Genomic DNA, 20,697 nt, shown 5'->3' with positions numbered 1-20,697 from the left:
AGCAAGAAAGGGATCAAAGATGACCGAAATACCGCAAACCCCCGCCGCAACCGACGTCACCGATCAGGGCCGCCGCAACCTGCTCAAGATGGCAGGCGTGAGCGCCGCCACCATCGCCGCCGCCTCCTTCGGCAACCCGCTGCGCGCCCAGAGCAGCGACTGGGACAAGACCTTTCCGCAAAGCGATGCGGTCGAGCATTCCAAGGTCGAGTTCACCAACCGCTATGGCATCACCCTCGTGGGCGATCTCTACATGCCCGCCGAGCGCTCCGAAGGCGTCATGCCAGCGCTGGCCGTTGCTGGCCCGTTTGGCGCGGTCAAGGAACAGGCCGCCGGTCTTTACGCGCAGATCATGGCCGAGCGTGGTTTCGTGACCCTGGCCTTTGATCCGTCCTATGTCGGTGAAAGCGGCGGCCAGCCGCGCTCGGTGGCCTCGCCGGACATCAACACCGAGGACTTCATGGCCGCCATCGACTTCCTCGGCCTGCATGATGCGGTGGACCGCGAAAGGCTCGGCATCATCGGGATCTGCGGCTTTGGCGGCATGGCGCTGAACGCGGTGGCCGCCGACAAGCGGGTGAAGGCCGTCGCGACGACCTCGATGTATGACATGTCCCGCGTGATGGCGAAGGGTTATTACGACAGCCTCACCGACGAACAGCGCGCCGAAAACCTCGCCGCCATGAGCCGTCAACGCTGGGATGATGCTGCGTCCGACAGCCCCGCTCTGGCTGGTGGCCTGCCCGACAGCCTCGACGGCATCGACGACCCGGTGATCCAGATGTATTTCGCCTATTACAAGGATCCCGAGCGCGGCTATCACCCCCGGTCGGTGAACTCGAACGACGGCTGGACCGTGACCAACCCGCTGTCCTTCATGAACATGCCGCTGCTGACCTACATCGACGAGATCGCACCGCGCCCCATGCTGGTGATCGCCGGCTCCGAGGCACACTCGCGCTATTTCAGCGAGGAGGCGGTCGCGGCGGCGGCAGAACCGAAGGAACTGATGATCATCGACGGCGCCGATCACGTCGATCTGTATGACCAGGTGGACATCATCCCCTTCGACAGGCTCGAGTCGTTCTTCAGCCAGAACCTCGCCTGAAGCCGGGCGATTCAAGACGGGGTGCGGCCTGCCGGGCCGCACCCTGTTTCATTTCGGTGGTCCGGACGTCGAATGGCCAGCCCGACGGTCCGCGCCCAGCATTGCCCGAACGAGCGACGCCAGATCACTCCGAGACTGTCCGGCGGGCGTAGCGCTTCGGTCCGAATGGATCCGGCTGACAAATCGAGCCACAGGCGCGCTCGGTCACGCAATCATCGCGCTGTTGCCCACACCCGCATCGTCCACATCGCCGTTGCGCTGCCACCAGGTGAGATGTGCGCCTTCTCCGCGAACTGGATCTCTGCCCTTAGAACGCGCTTCGCGTTGGAAGAATGACCGCTTTCCTGAAGCTGTGGCGCAGGGTCGGCGACAATTCTTGGACGGCCAGTATATCGGGTGCGCCTGTAGAAAAAGGTGCACCAACTCGACCGGGCGCGGCCGCTTTCTGCGCACATCAGCCATTCAACATGGTCGCAGCGAAGGTCGGGAGTCCGCCCATTGCACTGTATGCTGTTTCTTTAGAACTTTTTGAGTGTGCGCGAAGGCGCTCATCAGATCCAGCAATGCTTTTTTTGCCAATAGTCGTATCGTTTGACAGCACAGTCAAAAACATCAGACGTTCAAGGTTTTGTTTGCCGCTCCGAATGATTGCAGCAATTTTGATTTGGCTTAGGGACGGGGGTGTGGCGGTCAACGCGTGCTCAAATGAGGCGCATCAACCTTTCTCATGGAAACATCTTTATTCGCGCTGATTTCAAATCTCAGCTTCACCGTGACGTAAAACCCGCCGCGCTGAATAAAATCATCCGATATTCTGCGCGCGCCGTGCATAGCGCGAGGCACCAAAAGTCACAACTTTGGGACCCACCCTGGGACTCAGGCGAGTGGCGTCCGGAATTGCCGGGTCCCACAAGCGCGTTAAGCGTCTGGTCGATAGTGGAATTTTGGCTCCGGCGGTAGGGATCGAACCTACGACCAATTGATTAACAGTCAACTGCTCTACCGCTGAGCTACGCCGGAATACCGGGGGCGGATATAGCAACCTCGTCTGGCGGCGTCCAGAGGGATTGTGACAAAAATTTCGCCGCCTTCACAATAATTCGAAACGCGAGGTCGCGGTCAGGTTTCCATCCGGGACAACCAGGTTTCTTCCATGAAGATCAATGAGATGCGCCAGAACGTTTCTTGCGGCCGCGCCAAGTAGCGCGACGGGCGTGTCGGTGTAGATACGCCGCGCCAGGGTTTGTGCGTCTGCCGGGCCGTCGCGCAGCGCACCTAGGATCGACGCTTCGCGCCCCTCGCGGTGCGCGAGCAGCCAGTCGAGCCGCTCCATCGGGTCCTTGATCGGCGCGCCGTGACCCGAATGAAACACCTTTGCACCGCGGGCTCTCAATCGACGGCAGGAGGCCATGAAATCCGTCAGGTCTCCGTCCGGCGGCGCCACCAGCGAACTGGACCAGCCCATTACCAGGTCACCGCAAAACACAATGTCGCCCAGGGCAAAGGCCATGTGGTTGCCAAGATGCCCAGGGGTCCAGAGTGCCTCCAGCGCCCAACCCTCGGCTTCGATCACCGTGCCATCGCTCAACGCGACGTCCGGGGCGAAGCCGGCCTCCACGCCTTCGCCGGCATCCTCGAGTCCTGATGCGGCCAGCCGCTTCATGATGGCGCTGCGCCCAGCTCCCGACGGTCCGAAGCCGTGCACCTGCGCGCCCGTCTCGCGCGCCAGCCGATGCGCCAGCGGCGAATGATCGACGTGGCTGTGCGTGACCAGCACGTGGCTCACCTTTTGTCCCGGGGTCAACGCGCCCAGTATGGCGGCCAGATGTGCCGCATCGTCGGGTCCGGGGTCTATCACCGCGATGTCGCGCGTACCCACCAGGTAGGTATTCGTCCCCCAGTAGGTCATCGGCGAGGGGTTGTCGGCGAGTACCCGTCGCAGGCCCGGCGAAAGTTCCTCGGCGACGCCGGGTGTGGGGCGGTCTTCATCCATATGCTTGGCTCTTTCCGATCCTGATCGTCGCGGATAGGTTTAGCGCATGTCCTTTCGCTGGCTCAAACCCTATATGCCCCGGTCGCTTTACGGTCGCGCCATCGCGATCCTGCTGCTGCCGGTGATCACCTTGATGCTGGTGGTCTCGATCGTCTTCGTGCAGCGCCATTTCGAAGGTGTGACCAAGCAGATGACCCGCACCGCCAGCCGCGAGGTCGTGGTTCTGCTCGACGCCGATCTGCCACCGTCCGAAATCGGCGACTCGCGGTTGGCGCGGAACCTGCGTATCTCGGTCGAGGAAATGCCGCTCGACGCGCTCCCCGAAGGCGACAGCCGCCGCTGGTACGACTTCACAGGCGGCTACGTGATTGCCGAGTTTAACCGGCTTCTGCCGATGCTGCACGCGCTCGAGCTGCCCGATGACCAGGTCGTGCACCTGTATTTCGCCATGCAGAACGAGGGTGTGCGGCTGACCTTCGACCGTCGGCGCGTGTCGGCCTCCAACCCGCATCAACTGCTGGTTTACATGTTCTTCTTCGCCGCGCTGATGACGATCATCGCCTATTTCTACCTGCGCAATCAGCTGCGCCCGATCACACGCCTGGCCAGCGCGGCCGAGGCGTTCGGTCGCGGCCGCCACGTCGCTTATCGGCCGTCGGGCTCGACCGAGGTGCGCGCGGCGGGGGCAGCCTTCCTTGACATGCGCGCCCGTATAGAGCGCCAGATCGAACAGCGCACCTTGATGTTGTCGGGGGTCAGCCACGATCTGCGCACGCCAATCACGCGTCTGAAACTGGCCCTTTCGATGCTCGACGCCGAGGATCGCGGCCCGATGGAAAAGGACGTGTCCGACATGGAACGCCTGATCACCGAATTCCTCGATTTCGCCCGCGGTGCGCAGGAAACGACACCCGAGCCCACCGATCCGCAGGCCCTCGTCGCGCGGATCGTCGAGGAGTTCCAGCGTGCCGGAAAGGCCGTCGAGCTTGGCCCCTGCGAAGGGCAGGGCGATGTGGCACTGCGCCCCGGCGGAGTGCGGCGCGCGGTCGAGAATTTGATCGGAAACGCCGTGCGCTACGGCAAAAGGGCCGAGGTGTCGGTCCAGCTGACCGACCGTGCCCTGCGCATTCGTGTCGAGGATGACGGCCCCGGCATCCCGCAGTCGCAGCGCGAAGAGGCGCTCAAACCCTTCGCCAGGCTGGACGAGGCCCGCAACCAGAACCTCGGCACCGGGGTCGGGCTGGGCCTGGCCATCGCGATGGATATCGCCCGCGCCCATGGCGGCACGCTGCGCCTGGGAAGCAGCGAGCGCCTTGGCGGGTTGCAAGTCGACCTGGTGATCGGGCGCTGACAGGCGTCGGGCCACGATCAGGGCCGGGGGCAGGGGCCCGGTGTCAGGCTGTTGCGGCGGCGTCGGCCTTTCGCTCCTTGGGAAAGAAGCTGTAATAAAAGACCGGCGCGGCCACCAGCGTCAGCACCGAGGCGAATCCCAGCCCGCCCATGATCGTCACCGCCATCGAGGCAAAGAACGCGTCCCACAAGAGCGGGATCATCCCCAGGATCGTCGTCGCCGCCGCCAGCACCACGGGCCGCAGGCGCGAGGTTGACGCATCCAGCACGGCCTGCCGGAAAGGCACGCCGTCGGCACGTACAAGGTCGATCTCCTCGACCAGTACGATGCCATTCTTGATCAGCATCCCCGACAGGCTCAGCAGCCCCAGCAGCGCCGTGAACGAAAACGGCAGGCCGGTGCCCAACAGGCCGATCACCACGCCGTTGACGCTCATCGGCACCAGCAGCCAGATGATCACCGGCTGGCGGATCTTGCCGAACAGCAGAACCGAGATCAGCACCATGATGATCAACGATATCGGCAACTGTTTGCCCAATGCCGTCTGCGCTTCGGTCGAGCTTTCGTATTCGCCGCCCCATTCCAGCGCATAGCCCTCGGGCAGATCCATCGCTTCGACCGCGCCGCGCAGCTGACCAAAGACGCTGGCGGCATTCTCGCCCGCGGGCACCCCGGCCTGAACCGATATCGTCGGGACCCTGTCGCGCCGCACAAGGAACGTGTTCTGTGCTTCCCACCCGAACCCGTCGGTGATCTGCGCCACCGGGATATAGGCTTGCGCCGCGTCGGAATAGACCGGCAGGTCGGCCAGGTGTTCCGCGCCCTCACCCCCGGCGCTGTCGGCCCGCATGATGATCGGGATCAGCCGGTCCTGCTCGCGGTAGAACCCCACCTGCACGCCCTCGGTCCCGAACTGAAGCGCCTGGGCCAGGTCGTCGCGCGCAACACCCGCCGCCTTGGCCCGCTCATCGGCGAATCGCGGCACCAGCGTCAGTTCCCGCTCGCGCCAGTTGGTGCGCAGATCTACCAGCCGGTCTGACGCACCGACCATGACTCCTGCCGCCTCATCGGCCAGCTGCCGCAGCACATCGGGGTCGGGCCCCGAGAACCGCGCCTCGATAGGCGCCCCGCCACCGGGGCCGAAGGCCAGCCGCTCCGTGCGGAACTCGCCCTCGGGCAGGGCGGTCCGGCCAAATTCCTCGACATCCGCCCGCAGCGACGGGATCTGCTCCAGGGTCTCGGTGCGGATGATCAGGTGGCCATAGGTCGGCAGCGCCTCCTCGGGGGCGTAGGTCAGCATGAACCTCGTCGCGCCGCCACCGATGAAGGTGGCCACCGACACCACGTCGTCGCGCTCGGCCAGCCACGCCTCGACCTGGGCCATGTCCTCCGACACGCGATGGATACTGGCGCCCTGGGGCAGCTTGTAATGCACGTAGAACAGCGGCGTGTTGGAATCGGGAAAGAACTGCTGCTTGACCTGCGCAAATTCCATGTAGCACACCACCGTCACCCCGATCAGCGCCAGGATCACCAGGTAGCGCACCCGCAGCGCGCCGGACAGCACCGCGCGGTAGGCGCGGAAGAGCGGCCCGGCATAGGGGTCATGAGCGTCGCCACTGCCCACCTTGAAGAAGTAATGCCCCAGAAGCGGCGTCGCGGTGATCGCCAGCACCCAGGACAAGAGCAGCGACATTCCGATCACCGCGAAAAGCGAGAACAGGAACTCGCCCGTGGCGTCGGGGCTCAGGCCAATGCCTGCAAAGGCCATGATCCCGATCACCGTCGCACCCAACAGGGGCGTCTGGGTCTTGCCGGCCACGTCCTCGGCCGCATCGCGTGCGGACTTGCCGCCCGCCATGTCGCCCTGCATCCCCTCGGCCACCACGATGGCGTTGTCCACCAGCATCCCCATCGCGATGATCAGCGCCCCCAGCGAAATCCGCTCCATCTCGATCCCGAAGATGGCCATCAGGAACACCGTGCCCACCACCGTCAGAAGCAGTGTCGATCCCACCACCACGGCCGAGCGCCAGCCCATGAAGACCGCCAGCACCAGCACCACGATCGTCACCGACATGGCCAGGTTCAGCAGGAAATCGTTCGATGCCTCGTCCACCACCACGTGCTGCTGGTAGATCGGGTGCAGTTCCACCCCGGCAGGTACGTCGCGCATCAGTTCGGCCAGCCGCGCATCCACCCGCTTGCCGACGTCCACAATATTGAGATCCGCCTTGCCAGCGACCCCCAGCGTGAACGCCTCCGTGCCTTGGAACCGGATAATCTCGGTCGGTTCCGCGACCCGGTCACGCTCGACCTGCGCGAGGTCCAAAAGGTCGATCACGTCGCCGCCCACTCCAATGGTCAGGTTGGCGATCTCGTCCACGGTGTCCGACCCCACGGGCGCCTGGATGCGGATATCCTGCCCGTTCTGCCGGAAACTGCCGGCGGGCGTGCGGGTGTCGGCCTGCGACAGGGCACCGGCGATGGCGTCGGGGCTGACGCCCAGGTTGCTGATGATCGAGGTCCGCGCGTTAACGTAAACCGCCTCCGACGGCAGGCCCGCCAGCGCCACGTCGGCCACGCCCTCCACAGCCAGCAATTCGCGCCTCAGGTACTCCGATATCTCGTGCACTTCCGCATCGGAAAAGCCGGGGGCGGTAAAGGCATAGAACACCCCGAACACGTCGCCGAAATTGTCGTTGACGATCGGACGCGCGGCCTCGGACGGCAGGTTGCGCGTGGCGTCCTGGACCCGGTTGCGCAGCTTGGTCCAGATCGCGGGCAGTTCCGTGCCGTCATAGGTGCTCTCGATGTTCACCGAGATCCGGCTGATTCCCGGCTTGTTGGACGAGGTGATGAAGTCGATCTCGCCCATCTTCTGGATCTCGGACTCGATCGGTTCGCTGACCTCTCGCGCCACCTGTTCGGCCGAGGCGCCGGGATACTGCGTGATCACGATGGCGTTCTTGATGGTGAAGGCCGGGTCTTCCAGCCGGCCGATCGTGGCAAATCCCCAGATCCCGCCCATCAGACAGGTCAGCATCAGGATCCACGTGATCAACGACCTGTCGATCGAGGCGCGTGCGATGGACATGGGCCTACTCCCCGATGCGGGTAAAGGGACGGGCGCTCTGGCCGTCGCGCAGTTGCGCGGCGCCGGTCTCGACGATCCGGGTGCCGTCGGCGGGGCCTTCGGTCATGTAGATGCGGCTGTCCTCGTGCACCTCGATCTCGACGGCGTGCGCCGTGACCTTTCCGTCCTCGAAGACCATGACCTCGGCATTGCCTTCAGGGTCGTAGACCAGCGCGGTCTCCGGCAGGATGACGCCTGTCTTCCCCGGCCCCTCGACGGCGGTGTAGACCGTGACCGACGCGCCCGGAAAGACGAAGGCGCCGGGATTCTCGATAAAGGCCAGCGTGATCGTATAGGTCTGCCCGGTGGCCGAAGTCTCGGTCTCGAATTCCCGCAACGCAAGGTCATAGCGGCGTCCGTCCCCCGGGAGCTCGGCGAAGAACGCGACATCGTCATCGGCCCCGGCCTTCCGGAACAGAATTTCCGGCACCTGGATATCGACCCGAATTTCCGACACGTCATGCAGCCGGACCACCGGTGTGCCGGCCTGAACCGTCTGGAAATTGGCCACCAGCCGCTTGGCGATCAGCGCGTCGAAGGGCGCGCGCAGCGTCGCGTGCTCCAGGTCTTCCCGGGCGCTGTTGAGCGCGATCTCGGCCAGCCGCAGCTGGGTCTGCGCATCCTGGACCTGCACCTCGCTCACCGCCTGTCCGCGCAGCGTCTCCAGCCGATCGGCATCGCGCTGCGCCTTCTCGAAATTGGCCTCCGCCTCGGCCACGGCGCGCCGGTATCCCGACAGGTCCAGCTGCGCGATCTCGGCGCCTTCAGCCTTGCGCGCGCCTTCCTCCGCCTCCAGCATCTCGAGCTTGCCAGGCACCTGGAAGGCAAGATCGACGGTCTGCCGCGCCGCCACCTGACCGAAAAACTGCCGGCGCACCGTAACGGGCTCGCTCGACAGCGTCATCAGCTTGACCGGCTTGGGTGGTGCGTCTGCTTGTTTGGACGGGTCTTCGTCCTGCGCGGCGACGGCCGTGGCGATCAGCAGCGACAGCAGGCAGGAAAGAAAAGCAGGCAGTGGACGGCGCATGAACAGGCTCCTGGCAACGGACGGGCAGTTGGGCCGTCACATAATGCAGGTGAAAAGTGAAACCAACAGTTTAGTTTTGCTCGCCATGGGTGCAGCGAGGTAAGCCGCCTTCTTCAAAGGAAAACCGCCCGGAAACTTTTGGAGTTTCCGGAATGGAAAATACGTATTGTCTAGTCTTTTTTGCGCCGAACACTGCGCCGGCGCCAGTGCTTCAGCGATTACGAGCGTGGCCGCAGATATGTCTCCGATGCGTATCCCGTCAGACCGGGCGCCCGGTCCAGCGCCACCTCGCACCAGCGCGTGCCACCGACCCGATTACAGTCACGCACCCGCACCAACGTTCCGTTGGGCAGCCCCACGCGCGTTTCGAACCCCAGGCCCGGTCCACCGCGCAGCTTCAGCATGTCGCCGTCTTCCACCCCGTAGACCTCGTAGATGTCCGAGGTGAATGCCGTGACCGGCGTGGTGTCGGCACAGGCGGAAAGAAAACCTAGGGCTGCAAGGATCGTCAGGGGGGTGCGCATGGTGCCTCTCGTCGGGGTTGTACTGGTAGGCCCGGCGGGGCTCGACCCCCCAGCCAAAGCGTTATGAGGGACGTGTGTCCGAGCGGACTATTTAACTTTCAATCCATTTAGTAAAGGCTGGCGCAGCAAAAAGTGCATCTGGCGCAATTCGGAATTGCCCCTGCCGCTCACCGCTGGGGAAATTCAAACGGCGGTATAACGTCCAGCCAGTACACCGCCGCGCTCTTCGTGCGAGACCAATGAGACATCTTGAGCTCGACTCAAGTGATCAGCCCTGCCGCCTTTCTCGCTATATCATCGACGTTCTCGCCACCGTTTTCCACGTACTCGCAGAATTGGCGACGCATTCGCGGGTCCCAGAAATCCTGCAGGTGGTTCGCGACCCGTTCGGCCTGGTCGTTACCGGGCTGGGACTTGAAGAACGTGGCAATCTGGTTGGCCATCATGACCAGTTTATCAGGCGACATCAGGTACCTCGTGGGTAATGCGGTGTGGGTTGGAATACAGGTCGAAACCGCCGCCGCGGGCAAAGGCGGCCAGCGTGATACCGGCCGTATCGGCCAGGCGCATGGCATGGGCCGTGGGGGCGGAGACGGCGATCAGCGTGCCGCAGCCGGCCATGGCGCATTTCTGCACCAGCTCGACCGAAAGGCGGCTGGTCATGACGAAAGCGCCCGCCGACGGGTCACGCCCCGCCCGCCAGAGCGCACCGATCAGCTTGTCGAGCGCGTTGTGGCGGCCAACATCCTCGCGCGCCATGACAACGCCCTTGCCCGGCAGGACGAAGCCCGCCGCATGGGTCGCGCGGGTGCGGCGGTGCAGGGGCTGGATATTGGCCAGCGCGTCGGCGGCATGGGCAATGTCGTCCCGGCTGAAGGTCGGGCCGACATGTGCCACGCATGGTACGTCGCGTACCGCCTGATCCAGCGAGTCGATTCCGCACAGCCCGCAGCCCACCGGCCCGGCCATGAAACGGCGGCGTGCCGCCAGCGCCTCGCGTCGGTCCGCCCGCAGCCAGAAACGGGCCTCGATGCCGCGCTCATGGCTGGCGACCTCGAAGCTTTCGATCTGGGCGAGGTCTGTCACGATTCCCTCGGTCACGGCGAATCCATGGGCGAAATCCGCGATATCCTCCGGTGTGGCCATCATCACCGCCTGTGTCGAACCGTCGAAGACCAGCGCGACTGGCAGTTCCTCGGGAAGAGCGCGCCTGACCATGTGCGCGCCCTCTGCCTGTACAGACAATCCCGAGCGGCTTTGGCAGGGAGAAAAACCCAAGGCCATCATTCCGCCGCCGGAAGGATGCGGCGGGCCTGCGCGGCCTGTGCCGCGTAGTCCTCCTGCCAGTCGGTCGGCCCGTTCGAGGGGCTGACCTGCACCGCCGTTACCTTGAACTCGGGACAGTTCGTGGCCCAGTCCGAGAAATCCGTGGTGATGACGTTGGCCTGGGTGTCGGGGTGGTGGAAGGTGGTGTAGACCACGCCGGGGCTGACCCTGTCCGTGATCGTCGCCCGCAGCGCCGTCTCGCCCGAACGGCTGGCCAGCTTGACCCAGTCGCCTTCGTTCACGCCGCGGTTCTCGGCGTCATGCGGGTGGATCTCCAGCACATCGGCCTCGTGCCAGATGGTGTTGTCCGTGCGCCTTGTCTGGGCGCCCACGTTGTATTGCGACAGGATGCGCCCGGTGGTCAGCAACAGCGGGAAGCGCGGGCCGGTTCTTTCATCGGTCGCCACGTACTCGGTGATGATGAACTTGCCCTTGCCGCGCATGAAGCTGTCCACGTGCATCAGCGGCGTGCCCTCGGGGTGCTCCTCGTTGCAGGGCCATTGCACGCTGCCCCTGGTTTCCAGCAGGGCGTAATCGACCCCGGCGAAAGAGGGCGTGGTGGCCGCGATTTCCTCCATGATGCGGGCGGGATGGGTATAGGTCCATTCCGCACGCCCGGATTTCTTCAGCATCGTGTTGGCCAGCAGCTGCGTCACCTCCCAGTCGGCATAGCCGTTGAGCGGTTTCATCACTTCGCGCACACGGTTGATGCGGCGCTCGGCATTGGTGAAGGTGCCTTCCTTTTCCAGGAAGGTGGAGCCGGGCAGGAACACATGCGCGTAGTTGGCCGTCTCGTTCAGGAAGAGGTCATGCACGATAACGCATTCCATCGCCGCAAGGCCCGCCGCGACATGCTTGGTGTCAGGATCCGATTGCAGGATGTCCTCGCCCTGACAGTAGAGGCCCTTGAAGGTGCCGTCGACCGCGCAGTCTAGCATGTTGGGGATACGCAGGCCCGGCTCGGGGTCGACTTCGGTTCCCCAGAGCGCCTCGAACATCTCGCGCACGTCGGCGTTCTTGACGTGGCGATAGCCCGGCAGTTCGTGCGGAAAGGACCCCATGTCGCAGGCGCCCTGCACGTTGTTCTGTCCGCGCAAGGGGTTCACGCCCACGCCGCGCCGGCCAAGATTGCCAGTCAGCATGGCGAGGTTGGCGATGCCCATCACGGTGGTCGAACCCTGACTGTGCTCGGTGACGCCGAGGCCGTAATAGATCGAGCCGTTGCCGCCGGTAGCGTAGAGATGCGCCGCCGCACGCAATGCCTGCGGATCTACGCCGGTCAGCAGCGCGGTCGCCTCGGGGCTGTGGCGTGGGTCCGATACGAAGGCCGCGTATTCCTGGAACTCTTCCCAGTCGCAGCGGCTGCGAATGAAGTCCTGATCCATAAGCCCCTCGGTCACGATGACATGCGCCAGCGCAGTGACCACGGCGACATTGGTGCCGGGCCGCAGGGGCAGGTGATGCGCGGCCTCGATATGGGCCGACTTCACCAGGTCGATCCGGCGCGGATCGATCACGATCAGCTTGGCCCCCTGGCGCAGGCGTTTTTTCATGCGGCTGGCAAAGACGGGGTGGCCGTCGGTCGGGTTGGCGCCGATGACGATGATCACGTCGGTGTCTTCGACGCTGTCGAAATCCTGCGTGCCGGCGGAGGTGCCGAAGGTCTGGCCCAGCCCGTAGCCGGTGGGAGAGTGGCAGACGCGGGCGCAGGTATCGGTGTTGTTGTTGCCGAAGACCGAGCGCGCCAGTTTCTGCACCAGGTAGGTTTCCTCGTTGGTGCAGCGGCTGGAGGTAATGACGCCGATGGATTTCTTGCCGTATGTCTCTTGCAACCCCAGCATTTTCGACGCGGCAAAGTCCAGCGCCTCATCCCAACTGACCTGGCGCCAGGGCTCGTCCACCCGGTCGCGGATCATCGGGTTCAGGATGCGGTCGCTGTGATGGGCATACCCATAGGCAAAGCGCCCCTTGACGCAGGAATGCCCCCGGTTCGCCTTGCCGTGCTTGTAGGGCACCATGCGGACCAGCTCATCGCCCTGCATTTCGGCCTTGAAGGAACAGCCGACGCCGCAATAGGCGCAGGTGGTCACGACCGAGCGGTCTGGCGTGCCCATCTCGATCACGGATTTTTCCTGCAGCGTCGCGGTGGGGCAGGCCTGCACGCAGGCGCCGCAGCTGACGCAATCCGAGGCGAGGAAATCGTCCTCAGCGGTGCCCGCGCTGACACGGGACTCGAAACCGCGACCCTCGATCGTCAGGGCAAAGGTGCCCTGCACCTCTTCGCAGGCGCGGACGCAACGGTTGCAGACGATGCACTTGCTGGGGTCATAGCTGAAATAGGGGTTCGACGTGTCCGCCGGGATATACTCGGGATTGCCCTTGTCGCCCTCCGGGGCACGGGCCCGGGTATCGCCCTGCGCCAGCGTGCCGCCCTTGGCGTCGTAGTGGTTGCGCCCGGCCTCGTAGCGCTGGTCGCGCAGCCCCACGGCGCCGGCCATGTCCTGCAACTCGCAATCGCCATTGGCCGAGCAGGTCAGGCAATCCAGCGGGTGGTCCGAGATATAAAGCTCCATCACCCCGGTGCGAATCTTGCGCACTTTCTTTGACTGCGTGTGCACGGCCATGCCGGGGGCGACGGGCGTGGTGCAGGAGGCGGGCGTGCCGCGCCGGCCTTCGATCTCCACCACGCAGAGGCGGCAGGAGCCGAACGCGTCAAGGCTGTCGGTGGCACAAAGCTTGGGCACCTGGATGCCTGCCTCGACCGCCGCGCGCATCACGCTGGTGCCTTCGGGCACGGTCACCTCGAAGCCGTCGATGGTCAGGGTCACGGGCTCGCCCGTCTTGGCGGGGGTGCCCATGTCGCGGTCGTCGGGAATGATCAGGTCTTTCATTCTGCGGCCTCCTTCGTGGTCGAGAATTCATCGGGGAAGTGGGTGAGCGCGGACATGACAGGGTAGGGCGTGAAGCCGCCCAGCGCGCAAAGCGACCCGTCGGTCATCGTCTCGCAAAGATCGGTGAGGATGGTCACGGCGTCGGCGTCGCCGCGCGCGATGCGGTCGATGGTTTCCACCCCGCGCACCGCGCCGATCCGGCAGGGGGTGCACTTGCCGCAGCTTTCCACGGCGCAGAATTCCATCGCGAAGCGCGCCATGCCCAGCATGTCGGCGGTGTCGTCGAACACCACCAGCCCGGCATGGCCAATGAGCCCGCCCTCGGCGCCGAATTCCTCGTATCCCATGGGCGCGTCGAATTTCGACTGCGGCATGTAGGCGCCGAGCGGCCCGCCGACCTGCACCGCCTTGAACGGGCGACCGGTGGCCGTGCCGCCGGCAAGGTCGTCGATAACCTCGCCCAGCGTCACGCCGAATCCGGTCTCGAACAGGCCGCCGCGCGCCACGTTGCCCGCGATCTGAAGCGTGATGGTGCCGCGCGATTTGCCGATGCCGAAGCTGGCGTGATGCTCGGCGCCTTTCTCGAAGATCACCGGCACGGTGGCCAGGCTGATGACGTTGTTCACGACAGTGGGCCGGCCCAGGAACCCTTCGAGCGCCGGAAGCGGCGGCTTGGCGCGGACGACCCCGCGCTTGCCTTCGAGCGAGTTCAGCAGCGAGGTTTCCTCGCCGCAGACATAAGCGCCGGCACCCTTGCGGATCTCCATGTCAAAGCTGTGCGGCGACCCGAGGATATTCTCGCCTAGGACGCCTTCGGCGCGGGCTATCTCGACCGCGCGGGTCATCACCGCGATGGCATCCGGGTATTCGGAGCGCAGATAGACATATCCCTTGGTTGCGCCGACCCCCAGTCCGGCGATGGCCATGCCCTCGATCAGGGTGAAGGGGTCGCCCTCCATGATCATGCGGTCGGCAAAGGTGCCGCTGTCGCCCTCGTCGGCATTGCAGACAATGTATTTCTGCGGCGCGTCCGCGTCGTGCACGGTCTGCCACTTGATCCCCGTCGGGAACCCAGCGCCGCCGCGGCCGCGCAGGCCGGAGGTCTTGACCTCGTCCACGACCTGCTGGCCGGTCATCGATAGAGCACGTTTTAGCCCGGCGAGGCCGCCATGCGCCTCGTAGGCGTCCAGCGACAGCGGGTCGATCACGCCGACGCGGGCAAAGGTCAGCCGTGTCTGGCGCTTCATCCAGTCGAGCTCGTCCACCGGGCCGAGCGCCTTGGCGCTGCTGCCATCGAGAATGGCCGCCGCGTCCTGCGGCGTCGCGGGGCCGAAACCGTGGCGGATGCCCTCGATCTCGACCTCGACAAGCGGTTCCAACCAGATCATGCCACGGGTGCCGGTGCGGATGATCTGCGCCTCGGGCGCGGCCTGTTTCAGGGCCGCGACAACCTCGTCGGCGCCAAGCGCCTTGGCGGCGCTGTCCATGGGAACATAGATCTTCATGCGCCCGCCTCCGCCAGCAGCGCATCCATGCGGCTGCGGTCCACCCGGCCCACGCATCGGTCGTCCATCATCGCGGCCGGGCCGCAGGCACAGAGGCCAAGGCAATAGACCGGCTCGACCGTGACGGCACCGTTGATCGTGGTGCCGTGCCAGTCCAGCCCCAGCTTTGCCAGCGTCTCTTCGGCCAGTGCGTTGCCGCCCATAGCCTGGCAGGCCTCGGCGCGGCAGATCTTCAGAACATGCCGCCCGGCAGGGGCTTTGCGGAAGTCGTGGTAGAAGCTGATGACACCATGCAACTCGGCCTTGGTGATGTTGAGACGATCCGCGATCATCTGCATGGCCGGCTGCGGAATGTGGCCGAAATTTTCCTGCAGCGCGTGCAGTATCGGCAGTAACGGGCCTTCCAGGCCGGCATTCGCGTCGATGAGCGCGGCAAGCTCGTCTTCGGTGGGTGTGGGGGCGGCTGATGGCATGGGCTAACCTCCTGCATGTTATTGTTTCAAGCAGACAGAAGGTGCGGGCCGACAACAATATCGCAGATCGGTCGACCGATAGGGATAGGCTATCAAACCGCTTTCGACAGTTTCCTCGCCGTGCGCAAAAGAGCATCCAGAACAGGGGTATGCGGCTCTCGGTAAGGGGCCACGAGGCCGACCGCGTGCGACGGCTCGCGCCCTGTCAGCGGCACGACGGTCAGGGCCTTTCCGGCCACGAGGAAGCGTGCCAGCTCCTCGGGAAGCACTGTCAGGTAACCGCCGGATTCGACATTGGCCACCAGGACGATCGTCGAATTGGATTCGATACATGTCTCGGGCGAGACGTTCGCCGCGGAGAAATTCCTGTTGATGATCCGCCGGTTCTGCATGTCCGGGGTCAGCAGGCAAAGCTTTTTACCCGACAACTCCTCCCAGGCCACGTCATGCCGGTTCGCAAAGGGGGAGTTGTTCGTGCACACGAGCATGTAGCGTTCCTCATAAAGCGGCTCGGTGCTGACCCGCCCCATCGGTTCGTTGTCGAGATAGGAAATGCCTGCATCAATCTCCAGGTTGTCGAGCATCGACATGATCTCGATCGACGTGCGCGACAATATGGTGAAATGCACTTTCGGATGCTTGGCATTGAAGCGCTGACAGAGCCGCGCCGCCACCGTCAGGGCCGTCGGAATGACGGCGATGCGCAACTGCCCGGACAAGCCATCCCGCTTGACGCGCATTTCCTCGCGCAGTTGCCGCGTGTCCCCGACGATCTTCCTGGCCCAGTCCAGCGCGGTCTGGCCTTCCGGCGTCAGCCCGCCAAATCGCGACCCGCGAAAAATCAACTGCACGCCAAGGTGATCCTCCAGCGTCTTGATCCCGTTCGACAGGGTCGGCTGGGTGATGCCCAGGCCGGAGGCCGCGCGACCGAAATGGCCTTCCTTGGCCACGGCGATGAACATTTCGAGCTTGTCAATCATATGCATAAAGCCAATCGAAATCGGCCATCCTGATAGAATTCGTGAATGATGGGTGTTCTTCCCGACGCGGCGTTCTCGAAACCAGGACCCGAAACTGTGGCGTCGTCATTCCGGTTGATCCGCTTTTTGGCCCGACAGACGGGCAAGAATGGCCTTCCGGACCGCCTCGGCAAGCGTCCCGAGGACCAGCCCGATCAGCGGGTTGCCCAGAAGCGTCGCGAGCGCGGTGATCGCGATGACGGGCCTGCAAGAGGGTCTGGCATCGAAAAGCCGGCGATTGGCGGCAAGTTCGACCGCGGCAATCAGCAACAAGGCTCCCAGCGTTGCAGACGGGACGGCCAACAACGCCGTGTGCCGCAAGTCTTGCGGCAGCAGAGCCACCGCCAGAAGCGCGGCCCCCAGCATCACCGGCGCGCCCCCGCTGCGTGCGCCGAAACGGTGATGCGCCGCCACGCCCCCGGCCCCGTGGCACATCGGCAAGGCTCCGAAAGGGGACAGGACCAGGTTTGCTGCACCCGACGTCACGCACAGGCGCCTGGGCGTCACCCGCGCGGCGCGCGCGCCATAACTGTCCTGCGCAACAAGCGCGGTCAGGAAAACGGCGTTGGTCAGGGTCAGGGCAAGTTGCGGCAGGGCGAGGTCGGCAATGGCGATCCGCATATCCTCAAGGTCTGGAACCGGCGCCAACCAGCCCATGGCCGCAGCGCCCGACAGATCGGGCAGGGCCTCGTGGCCGATGAAGTGGCCCGCCGCCACGCCGAAAACCAGCGTCATGAATGCCGCGTGTGTCCCCAGCCGCAACGCCGCAGCCGCAAGCCCGAGGGACACCACCCCGATCAGTGGCTGCCCGGCCATCAGCCCGAGCGATATCCAGGCCAGCCCCAGGCCCAGCCCCAGCTGAAGCCCGGTCAGCACCGATTGCGGCACCAGCCGCGCGATCCGGTCTATGAGGCCCGTTCCCCCCAGCAAAAGCAGCGCCGCGCCGATCAGCATCCCGCTCAGCGCGATGGACGCGGGCGAGATCTCGGCCACCAGCGCCACGGCCACGATGGCCTTCATCGGCTGGACCGGGACCGGCAGGCGGTAGATCAGGCCGGTGGCGATGTAGAACAGGCCGAAGCCCAGCAGCACCTGTGTCGCCGAGAGCCCCACAAGGGCGATGGCCCCGATGGTCAGCGGCAGCAGCGTGCCCAGGTCCCCCAGGGCCCCGTTCACTTCGCGCAGGTCAAAACGAAAACGATCTGGAGCATGCGGGCTCATCGCAATTCCTCCGCGTTTCCAACGCGACGCGAAATTAGTCTTAAAGAGTTGAAATCGCGGTTGTTGACCATACCGTACGCAAGGAAACCATGATGACAGGAGACACCCGCCATGAAACTCAGCGCACGCAACAAGATGCCCGGAACCGTGACCGCCATCGATAAGGGCGCGGTCAACGCCACGGTGCAGATCGACCTTGGCGGCGGCACCACCGTGACGGCGATGATCACCAATGCGTCGGTCGAGGAGTTGGGGCTGGAGGTCGGCAAGACGGCCTACGCAATCGTCAAGGCGTCGGACGTGATCGTCGGGTCCGACTGAAGGTGAAGGGACGGCAGGCAGACCTTGCGGCCTGACCCGGTGGTCTCGATGGTCACGGGGATGCCGTAGACCGTGCTCAGGTTGTGCCCGGTCAGCACCTCGCTGGCCGGGCCATCCGCCATGATCCGGCACTGGTGCATCAACAGGACGCGGGCATCCAGCGCAAAGGCCTGGTCCGGGTCATGGGTCGACAGGATGATCCCACGCCGCTCGGACGACGCGCCCTGCGCCAGCCGGGCGATCCGCGCCAACACCTGCGCCTGGTTCCCGAAATCGAGGCTTGCGGTCGGTTCGTCCATGACGATCAGCGGTGTATCCTGCGCCAGCGCCCGCGCGATCAGGACAAGCTGTCGCTGACCGCCGGACAGGCGCGAATAATCGCGCGCGGCAAGGTCGCGGATCCCAAGCTGATCCATCGCGTTTCGCGCGGCATCACGATCCGCCTTTCCAGGTTGTGCCAATGGCCCGAGCCGCGCGGTGCGCCCCATCAGGACGACCTCCAGCGCCTCGAATGGAAATGGCGGTGCATGAGCCTGAGGCACATAGGCGATGCGCCGGGCAATCTCGGCCCGGCGCTGTGCCGTGATCGGGGTGCCCCCAAGCCGCACCTCACCGGCCAGCTGAGGCAGCAGGCCCAGGAGGGTGCGAAAGAGCGTGGTCTTGCCGCAGCCGTTGGGGCCAAGCAGGCATAGGATGTCTCCGGCCTGAACCGACAGGCCCAGATCCGCGCCGACCTGCGTGCGTCCGTAGCCGATCACCAGCTCCCGCGCCTCCAGCATCACGACCATCCCCGCCGGCCACGGGCCAGCAACCACACGAAGAAGGGCGCGCCGATCACGGCGGTCAGGATGCCCAACGGCACCTCGGCCTGCGCCATTGTCCGCGCCGCCGTGTCCACGATCAGCAGATACCCCGCGCCGATCAACACAGAGGCGGGCAAGAGCCGCCCAAAGCCGGGCCCGACGAGCATTCGCGCGATATGCGGAATCACCAGCCCGACCCAGCCTACCACGCCGGCCAGCGCCGTGACGCTGGCGGTGATCAGCGTGGCGGCGGCGATCACCAGGAACCGCGTGCGCCCGGCCTCGACCCCCAGCGCGCGCGCCTCCTCGTCGCCAAGGCTCAGGACGTTGATCCGCCAGCGCAGCAGGGCCAGCGGCAAGAGGCCGATCAGCACCATGGGCAGGGCGGGCCCGATATCCTCCGTGGTGATCGCGGCGAGCGAGCCCAGAAGCCAGAAGGTGATCGCTGGCAACTGGTCATAGGGGTCGGCCGTGACTTTCAGCAACGACGTCGCCGCCCCGGCCAGCGCGCCGATCACCACCCCGATCAGCACCAGCGTCAGCGTGCGATCCGTGTTGCGCACCATCGACGCCACCAGCGTCACGATGCCCACCGCTGCCATGCCGCCGACAAAGGCCGACGCCTGGATCGCCGCCACCGGCAGCGACAGGAAAATCCCGGCAACCGCGCCAAGCCCGGCACCGGCCGACACGCCCAGGATATCCGGCGACACCAGCGGGTTGCGGAAAAGCGCCTGGTAGCTGGCCCCCGCCGCCGCCAGCGCCGCCCCCACCAGAAGCGCCGCCGCGACGCGGGGCAGGCGGATGTTCCACACCACGATCTCCGCCTGCCGCTCGCCTTGCCCCAGCAATGCCGCCAGCGTTTGGCCCGGGGACAGGCCAAAGGGCCCGATCATGACCGCGCCGAACGCCAGCGCGGCCACGCACAGGGCAAGGCCACCGGTCAAGGTCAGGCCGGGCTTTGAGCCCCTCAGTTCGGCGGTCGTCCCTCGGCCCATGCCAGCAGCCTCTCAAGGTCTTCGTCGTTCAGGTCGATATGATAATAGAGTTCGTAGAAGTCGCGGGTCTCCGCGCGCAGATCGCCCTCCCACCGATCAGGATACAACAATCCGGCCATCCAAATCAGGCCCATCATCCGGTTCAGTGATGGCGGCCGGTCGATCCAGCCGAAGGGTGCGGTGGGCGACAGGAAGACGCGCCCGTCCTCGACCGCGTCGATCCCCTGCCACAGCGGGTCGTCAAAAACCTTGCCGTAAAAGTTCGGGTCCCACGTCACGATGGTGTCGGGGTTGGCCACGATCACCTGTTCCATCGAGGCCTGCACCAGCCCGCGCGTCGCGCCGCCATCATCCGCCACGTTGCGCCCGCCCGCGCGCTCGATGATCTCGGTATTGATCGACCCTTTCATGCCCGTCTCCAGCCCCTCGGGACCCCGGGCCAGGTAGACGCGGGGGCGCTCCTCTTCCGGGACGTCTTCGAGAACGGCGTCGATCCGGGCAAACGTCGCCTCCACATCCTGCGCCAGGGCGGCGCCGCGCTCCGGCACACCCAGTGCCTCACCCAGAAGGCGCAGTGCGGCGGGCGTGTTCTCGAACCGTCCGTCGATCAGGATATAGGGGATGCCGGTCTGGTCCTGCACACGGTCCGCAAGGTCGACATATGTGTCCCGGACCGAGCCGAAATCGAGGATCAGGTCGGGCTCGATCTGCAGCACACGCTCCAGGTTCGCCTCGCCGCCGCGCCCGGTCAGACGGCCGGTTTCGGGCAGATCGCGATAAGGCGCGGCGATATAGGCGCGCTCCTCTGGACGCAGGGCGCGGGGCCAGCCCGTCATCGCCTCGGGCTTCATGATGTAGAGCAGGATGGCGGCGGGTGGACCGGCGGCGAAGACGGTGGTCACATCGTCGGGGATCTCCACGACGCGCCCGGCGCTGTCGGTGATCGTGCGCGCCTGAACCGGCAGCGCCAACACCATCAGCATCAGCAGCAGATATCTCAC

18 protein-coding genes and 1 tRNA gene are annotated in these 20,697 nt (G+C 65.1%); 3 read left to right on the top strand and 16 right to left on the bottom strand.

Annotation, left to right across the window (positions count from 1 at the left end; genetic code table 11):
- The first annotated feature begins 19 nt into the window (after positions 1-19).
- A complete protein-coding gene (locus tag RBB18_RS01925) occupies positions 20-1,108 on the top strand; it encodes an alpha/beta hydrolase (protein ID WP_103761033.1) in 1,089 nt (362 codons plus the stop codon).
- Between the two features lie 454 nt (positions 1,109-1,562).
- On the opposite strand, the gene RBB18_RS01920 is transcribed toward RBB18_RS01925, so the two are convergent.
- The 3 genes from RBB18_RS01920 to RBB18_RS01910 form a co-directional block, all read right to left on the bottom strand.
- A complete protein-coding gene (locus RBB18_RS01920; RefSeq protein WP_146049923.1) occupies positions 1,563-1,802 on the bottom strand; it encodes a hypothetical protein in 240 nt (79 codons plus the stop codon).
- Positions 1,803-2,053: 251 nt separating this feature from the next.
- Positions 2,054-2,128: transfer RNA gene (locus tag RBB18_RS01915), tRNA-Asn, on the bottom strand.
- 70 nt (positions 2,129-2,198) lie between these two features.
- Positions 2,199-3,101 carry an MBL fold metallo-hydrolase gene (locus RBB18_RS01910; protein WP_306111126.1) on the bottom strand — a complete coding sequence of 301 codons (903 nt, stop codon included), beginning with the start codon at positions 3,099-3,101 and terminating at the stop codon, positions 2,199-2,201.
- A gap of 46 nt (positions 3,102-3,147) precedes the next feature.
- Between RBB18_RS01910 and RBB18_RS01905 the strand changes: the two genes are divergently transcribed.
- A complete protein-coding gene (locus tag RBB18_RS01905; RefSeq protein WP_103761044.1) occupies positions 3,148-4,452 on the top strand; it encodes an ATP-binding protein in 1,305 nt (434 codons plus the stop codon).
- A gap of 43 nt (positions 4,453-4,495) precedes the next feature.
- Here the strand turns inward: RBB18_RS01905 and RBB18_RS01900 are convergent, their stop codons facing one another.
- The 10 genes from RBB18_RS01900 to RBB18_RS01855 form a co-directional block, all read right to left on the bottom strand.
- A complete protein-coding gene (locus tag RBB18_RS01900) occupies positions 4,496-7,549 on the bottom strand; it encodes an efflux RND transporter permease subunit (RefSeq protein ID WP_306111127.1) in 3,054 nt (1,017 codons plus the stop codon).
- 4 nt (positions 7,550-7,553) lie between these two features.
- Positions 7,554-8,615, bottom strand: a complete 1,062-nt coding sequence (locus RBB18_RS01895; RefSeq protein ID WP_306111128.1) for an efflux RND transporter periplasmic adaptor subunit — start codon at positions 8,613-8,615, stop codon at positions 7,554-7,556.
- A 218-nt stretch (positions 8,616-8,833) separates the two neighbouring features.
- Entirely contained in the window at positions 8,834-9,139 is a 306-nt protein-coding gene (locus RBB18_RS01890; protein ID WP_103761047.1) for an SH3 domain-containing protein, read from the bottom strand.
- Positions 9,140-9,399: 260 nt separating this feature from the next.
- The gene (locus tag RBB18_RS01885; protein WP_103761048.1) at positions 9,400-9,606 is read right to left on the bottom strand and encodes a formate dehydrogenase subunit delta; all 207 of its coding nucleotides are present in this window, start codon (positions 9,604-9,606) and stop codon (positions 9,400-9,402) included.
- The gene (gene fdhD, locus RBB18_RS01880) at positions 9,596-10,426 is read right to left on the bottom strand and encodes a formate dehydrogenase accessory sulfurtransferase FdhD (protein WP_306111129.1); all 831 of its coding nucleotides are present in this window, start codon (positions 10,424-10,426) and stop codon (positions 9,596-9,598) included. The genes RBB18_RS01885 and fdhD overlap by 11 nt, the downstream gene beginning before the upstream one ends.
- Complete coding sequence (fdhF, locus tag RBB18_RS01875) at positions 10,423-13,356, bottom strand: formate dehydrogenase subunit alpha (protein WP_306111130.1); 2,934 nt, start codon at positions 13,354-13,356, stop codon at positions 10,423-10,425. Before fdhF ends, fdhD begins: the two co-directional genes overlap by 4 nt.
- Positions 13,353-14,861, bottom strand: coding sequence for an NADH-quinone oxidoreductase subunit NuoF (locus tag RBB18_RS01870; RefSeq protein ID WP_103761051.1), 1,509 nt, complete (start codon positions 14,859-14,861; stop codon positions 13,353-13,355). The genes fdhF and RBB18_RS01870 overlap by 4 nt, the downstream gene beginning before the upstream one ends.
- Complete coding sequence (locus tag RBB18_RS01865; protein WP_306111131.1) at positions 14,858-15,334, bottom strand: formate dehydrogenase subunit gamma; 477 nt, start codon at positions 15,332-15,334, stop codon at positions 14,858-14,860. Before RBB18_RS01865 ends, RBB18_RS01870 begins: the two co-directional genes overlap by 4 nt.
- A gap of 92 nt (positions 15,335-15,426) precedes the next feature.
- Positions 15,427-16,314: a LysR family transcriptional regulator gene (locus tag RBB18_RS01860; RefSeq protein ID WP_103761830.1), complete on the bottom strand. Its 888-nt coding sequence runs from the start codon at positions 16,312-16,314 to the stop codon at positions 15,427-15,429.
- A gap of 105 nt (positions 16,315-16,419) precedes the next feature.
- On the bottom strand, positions 16,420-17,574 hold the full coding sequence (locus RBB18_RS01855) for a putative sulfate/molybdate transporter (protein WP_306111132.1): 1,155 nt from the start codon (positions 17,572-17,574) through the stop codon (positions 16,420-16,422).
- Between the two features lie 111 nt (positions 17,575-17,685).
- Between RBB18_RS01855 and RBB18_RS01850 the strand changes: the two genes are divergently transcribed.
- Positions 17,686-17,895 carry a molybdopterin-binding protein gene (locus RBB18_RS01850; protein ID WP_274594053.1) on the top strand — a complete coding sequence of 70 codons (210 nt, stop codon included), beginning with the start codon at positions 17,686-17,688 and terminating at the stop codon, positions 17,893-17,895.
- Here RBB18_RS01850 and RBB18_RS01845 read toward each other — a convergent pair.
- The 3 genes from RBB18_RS01845 to RBB18_RS01835 are packed head-to-tail and all read right to left on the bottom strand — an operon-like array spanning position 17,850 to position 20,697.
- The gene (locus tag RBB18_RS01845) at positions 17,850-18,674 is read right to left on the bottom strand and encodes an ABC transporter ATP-binding protein (RefSeq protein WP_306111133.1); all 825 of its coding nucleotides are present in this window, start codon (positions 18,672-18,674) and stop codon (positions 17,850-17,852) included. The two genes, RBB18_RS01850 and RBB18_RS01845, sit on opposite strands and share 46 nt — an antisense overlap.
- Positions 18,674-19,696, bottom strand: coding sequence for an iron ABC transporter permease (locus tag RBB18_RS01840; protein WP_306111134.1), 1,023 nt, complete (start codon positions 19,694-19,696; stop codon positions 18,674-18,676). The genes RBB18_RS01845 and RBB18_RS01840 overlap by 1 nt, the downstream gene beginning before the upstream one ends.
- Positions 19,669-20,697 carry an iron ABC transporter substrate-binding protein gene (locus tag RBB18_RS01835; protein ID WP_306111135.1) on the bottom strand — a complete coding sequence of 343 codons (1,029 nt, stop codon included), beginning with the start codon at positions 20,695-20,697 and terminating at the stop codon, positions 19,669-19,671. The genes RBB18_RS01840 and RBB18_RS01835 overlap by 28 nt, the downstream gene beginning before the upstream one ends.

The sequence above is a fragment of the Roseovarius sp. MMSF_3298 genome (genome assembly GCF_030733705.1).
Taxonomy (GTDB): domain Bacteria; phylum Pseudomonadota; class Alphaproteobacteria; order Rhodobacterales; family Rhodobacteraceae; genus Roseovarius; species Roseovarius confluentis.
The sequence above is the reverse complement of the archived record's forward strand: the minus strand, read 5'-3'. Positions and strand labels throughout refer to the sequence as shown.